Consider the following 4,829-nt stretch of genomic DNA (forward strand, 5'->3'; position numbering starts at 1 on the left):
ATGATCTATGGTACGGGCGGTGTCACTGCCGCGCTTAGTATCCAAAAGCTTGAGAAAATGGGCGCAAAACCTGAACACGGCCCAGTCGCTGTCAGCGGTGCTACGGGCGGTGTCGGTAGTATTAGTATCGCGATATTGAGTCAGCTGGGTTATGACGTTATCGCCTTCTCAGGAAAAACGGAACAAACCGAGCATCTCAAAGAATTAGGCGCAACTGAAGTCCGTCATCGTGATAGTGTCAATGAAGTCGGCAAAAGGCCTGTCGGACGTGAACTGTGGGCGAATGCTATCGATACCGTTGGCGGTGACTATTTAGCCAATCTACTTAAGCAAACCAAAGCAGGCGGCGCGGTGACCTCTTGTGGTCTGGCGGCTTCTGCTGAATTCTCTATGACAGTGTTGCCGTTTATCACTCGCGGCGTATCGCTACTGGGTATCGATTCGGTCTATATTCCATTAGAGGATAAAAAGGCAATCTGGCAGCGCGTGGCTACTGATATGAAACTGCCTAATCTTGAGAGTTATGGCGAAGAGATTACCCTTGAGCAAACCCCTGAGTACTTAGATCGCTTTATGGCGAGTCAGACGGTTGGGCGTTATGTGGTGAATGTTCGGGGTTAGGGTTTTGGTTTAGATTTTCTAAAGTGACTTTCGAAGGTAACAGTAGTGTTTTAAAAGCGTAGGGCACTACTGTTTTTTACTTTTAAATAATATATTCCTTTGTGGTAGAGTTACAATTCCACGTAAATATAAGAATAAAGAGATAGTTTAAATGCAATGGATATCTGCTTACAATCGCTTATTTAATATACTAAATGGAACTGAGACTCCAGCATACCATAGTGGCTCTGAGTTTATAAAAGTTGTACAAAATTTTGATCGTGGACTACCAGATTACTCATTATATATCGAAGAACGTAGGCGCTTGAATAAAAGCACGAGTAGAAAAGACTTTTACTGGGATATATTAAGAGACTTAGAGGAACCTATTCGCTTTCAAGTGTTTCGCGCGTTTATTGACATTGTAGAGCCCCATTTTCCAAGTGAAGCCCAGGATTTAAGAGCTTATCTATTTGGTAATGGTCAACCGGTGCCAAAAGCTAAAATACCTAACCAACAATGGAGCTCTGACAAACTCAACTCAATGCTATCAAAAATTGATAATGCAGTTGATACTTCTAATTATGATTATGCGATGACATTATCATATACATGTTTAGAAGGACTTTATAAATCTTATATTCGTAAACATGTACCAACAAGTATAAACGTGACAGATTTAATTCCTTTATCAAAAATCGTTCGTGACGATATAAACTCGAAATTATCGACTAAAGGTAATTATCCCGTTCAAATGGTTACAAGCATTTCAACACTAACAAGCGCTATAGCAAACTCTCGCAATTCGTTTAGCGACTCTCATTTTGATAAAGAAGCAAATAAATGGTTAGCAACCTATAGTCGCGATTTAGTCAACTCTATAGGCCGTTTACTATTACATTTCCTATAGATTAGTTTTTAAATTAAATAAGAAAAAACATCCAACCAAGTTGAGTGTTTGAATGGTAATTTTGCGATTGTTTGCGATTGTTTGCGTTCATTTGCGTTCATTTGCGTTCATTTGCGTTCATTTGCGTTCATTTGCGTTCATTTGCGTTCAAGAAATAAACTGTAGATTTACTTCGTCCACGTGTATCAATAATATTTAACTCAATAAGTCTTTTAAGTCTTTGATAAATTTTTGTTCTACTTTCATCAAAATAAGACTCGACTTCTTTACGTGACATTTCATCATTAAGCTTAAGTAGTTTAATAATTTTTTCATCATTGCTATCAATGTGTTGTTTTAAATCTGTAATGAATGAATTATTAGATAGAATATTGTCTTGGTCTACTGTGAAACCTAGCTCAAGTTGTTCAGCATTACTAAGGCTTTGCTTCAACTTGTCATTTCTTACAGTCTCTACAGCGCCTTCATTTAGACTATAATGTCTATTATATAAAATTACTTTAAACTGATTAGCTGTAACTATAAATTCAGGCGCTTTTTCAGCATCTTTATAACTTCCTAAGATTCTTCTAATACCACTACCATAGTTTTCCATATATGTTATTTTATCGAGTACATGAACTAGATTATTATTGCGGCGAGCGCTAGTACCAGTTTTGATATCTTCGACACTTAATCCATCTGGTATATTACCTGCCGAGAATATCTCCATTCTATCATCGTAAATTTCTATTTTTGTATCTGCCGATAAGGAATAGTCACGATGAGCATAAGCGTTAATTACTGCCTCTCTGATTGCTTTAGCAGGATAGGCCTCATATTCTAATCTTGCAGCGGAACCTGTAAAAGATACTTTTTTATCGTTTAACAAAGAAATATATTCAAGTGTCAGATCAATTTGCTTAACCAAAGAACCATTGAACTCTTTTTTTGCTAAAAAGTCATTATTCATATCTAAGCCATCAACAACAGCTATTTTGGTCACAAAAGGACTTTGCTCACTTAAAATTAACGCGCCATTGTTATACTCTTCATTTAAGTCAAGAAGTCTTAAGCTTTTCTCATCAAATGCAATATCATTATCTAAGAGCTTATTTTGTAAATATTGAAAGGTTAATTTTTGTTTCGTTTGAGCGGTTTGCGCTTCAAACTTATCGGCTACTTGAGCTTGTATCATTCGCCTGACCTCATCATCAGTAGCGCGTCGTTTACTACTACCATTTCGAATATAAATACCTTTACTATTAAAACTTTCACCATCTTTATAGTAATAAGGTGGCTGTTCACCCTGCTTAATATGAATAGCAAAGCACCGCTCAGATACATTAAGTTTTATAAGTCTATTTAAAGGTAAGTTAAAAGCACTCTGTATCCAATCGCTTAATAGCGATTCCCAATGCTTAAATTTATCGACTGAATCAGGAATAAACATACCATCGTCATCAACGCCAAGATAAATTATACCGTCATTAGTATTTAGAAAAGCAGATATTTCAGCTTTCAAATCGTTCGCTTTTTTAGGAATATCAGATTTATACTCAACTGTTTGACTTTCCATATTTTATCTCTAATACCTAATGACGATACTTTATTTTTTATTTACTTCGATATAAACCCTACTCCCACTCAATAGTCGCCGGCGGCTTACTCGACACGTCATAAGTGACCCTCGACACGTCTTTGATCTCATTCATAATACGATTACTCACCGTTTCAATCAGCTCATAGGGCAGATGAGCAAAGCGCGCAGTCATAAAGTCCACGGTCTCGACGGCACGTAGCGCAATCACCCACGCATAGCGGCGCCCATCACCAACCACGCCGACTGATTTGATCGGTTGAAATACCGCAAATGCTTGCGCGGTTTTGTCGTACCAACCTGAACGCTCAAGCTCTTGCATAAATATCGCATCAGCAAGGCGTAAGATATCGGCGTATTCTTTTTTGACTTCGCCGAGGATACGTACGCCCAAACCCGGCCCTGGGAATGGATGACGATAAATCATTTTCTCAGGTAAGCCAAGGGTGATACCCAGTTTACGCACTTCATCTTTGAACAGATCACGTAATGGCTCGATAAGTTTAAAGGCCAAATCATCGGGCAGTCCGCCGACGTTATGGTGGCTCTTAATGACATGCGCTTTGCCTTGATGCGATTTGGCTGATTCGATAACGTCTGGATAAATCGTGCCTTGCGCCAAGAACTCAATCTCTTTGCCATCGCTTTGTTCGCTAACTTGGCGCGCGCTATCGGCGAAGACATCGATAAAGGTTTTACCGATGATTTTACGTTTGGCTTCGGGATCTGACTCGCCTGCTAAGGCATTTAAGAACAGATCTTCTGCGTCAACACGAATGACTTTGACACCCATGTTTTCCGCGAAGACTTGCATCACTTGATCGCCTTCGTGCAGACGCAGCAAGCCATTATCGACAAACACACAAGTGAGCTGATCGCCAATCGCTTTATGCAGTAGTGCCGCCACCACCGAGCTATCAACGCCACCTGAGAGACCAAGCAGGACTTGCTTATCACCGATTTGCTCTTTTAATTGTGCCACGCGCATATCGACGATATTGTCCGGCGTCCAATCCCTTGCGCAATCGCAAATTTGATGGACGAAGCGGCCGAGTAGCGCTTGTCCTTGCAGCGTATGGGTAACCTCAGGATGAAACTGGAGACCATAATAGTGCTTATCATCATCGGCCATAATCGCAATCGGACAGCTTGGCGTGCTGGCGATAATCTCAAAGCCTTTGGGTGCTTCAACCACCTTATCGCCATGACTCATCCAGACATTTAGATTGGCTGTGCTGTTTTCCGTAGTGCTGTCTTCTATGCCATCAGTAAGCTGTGAGTGACCGTTTACATTGATTGTCGCTGCGCCGAACTCGTGAATATCGCTGGCATGTACCTTACCGCCGAAACGGTCCGCCATCGCTTGCATACCGTAGCAAATGCCAAGTACAGGCACACCTAACTCAAACACGGCATCATTGATACGCGGGCTGTTCTCTGCATGGACGCTCTCAGGACCACCCGATAGGATGACGCCTTTTGCGCCAAAATCGATGATACGCTGAGTGTCGATATCATAAGGGAACATCTCACAAAAAACGCCAGAATCGCGCACACGGCGGGCGATCAACTGGCTATATTGCGAGCCAAAATCAAGGATAAGGATGCGGTCTTCTTTGATAGTTGGAATTGCAGAATTATTGGCGGCAGGGGTCATAATATTGTCCAATGGTAAAAGCAGAAAAATAAGCGTATTTTAGCAAGAATAAGACGAGTATGCGCGACTGATAACATCGATTG

4 protein-coding genes are annotated in these 4,829 nt (G+C 40.8%); 2 read left to right on the forward strand and 2 right to left on the reverse strand.

Features of this window, described 5'->3' with window-relative positions; translation table 11 throughout:
* Nucleotides 1–621, forward strand: a 621-nt coding sequence (locus ACTXGO_RS09675) for a zinc-binding dehydrogenase (protein WP_443574235.1), incomplete at its 5' end; no start/stop codon positions are given.
* Nucleotides 622–772: 151 nt separating this feature from the next.
* A complete protein-coding gene (locus tag ACTXGO_RS09680) occupies nt 773–1,510 on the forward strand; it encodes a hypothetical protein (protein ID WP_443574237.1) in 738 nt (245 codons plus the stop codon).
* A 127-nt stretch (nt 1,511–1,637) separates the two neighbouring features.
* On the opposite strand, the gene ACTXGO_RS09685 is transcribed toward ACTXGO_RS09680, so the two are convergent.
* Together ACTXGO_RS09685 and guaA are read right to left on the reverse strand one after the other, a co-directional pair.
* Complete coding sequence (locus ACTXGO_RS09685; protein WP_443574239.1) at nt 1,638–3,068, reverse strand: ATP-binding protein; 1,431 nt, start codon at nt 3,066–3,068, stop codon at nt 1,638–1,640.
* 58 nt (nt 3,069–3,126) lie between these two features.
* The gene (gene guaA / locus ACTXGO_RS09690; RefSeq protein ID WP_443574240.1) at nt 3,127–4,746 is read right to left on the reverse strand and encodes a glutamine-hydrolyzing GMP synthase; all 1,620 of its coding nucleotides are present in this window, start codon (nt 4,744–4,746) and stop codon (nt 3,127–3,129) included.
* Nucleotides 4,747–4,829: the final 83 nt, after the last annotated feature.

The organism is Psychrobacter sp. T6-1, assembly GCF_052258445.1.

Bases quoted from the DNA above. Each gene is read 5' to 3' on its own strand.
- ACTXGO_RS09680 (WP_443574237.1), top strand. From the start codon at position 773: ATGCAATGGATATCTGCTTACAATCGCTTATTTAATATACTAAATGGA.
- ACTXGO_RS09685 (WP_443574239.1), bottom strand. From the start codon at position 3,068: ATGGAAAGTCAAACAGTTGAGTATAAATCTGATATTCCTAAAAAAGCG.
- guaA (WP_443574240.1), bottom strand. From the start codon at position 4,746: ATGACCCCTGCCGCCAATAATTCTGCAATTCCAACTATCAAAGAAGAC.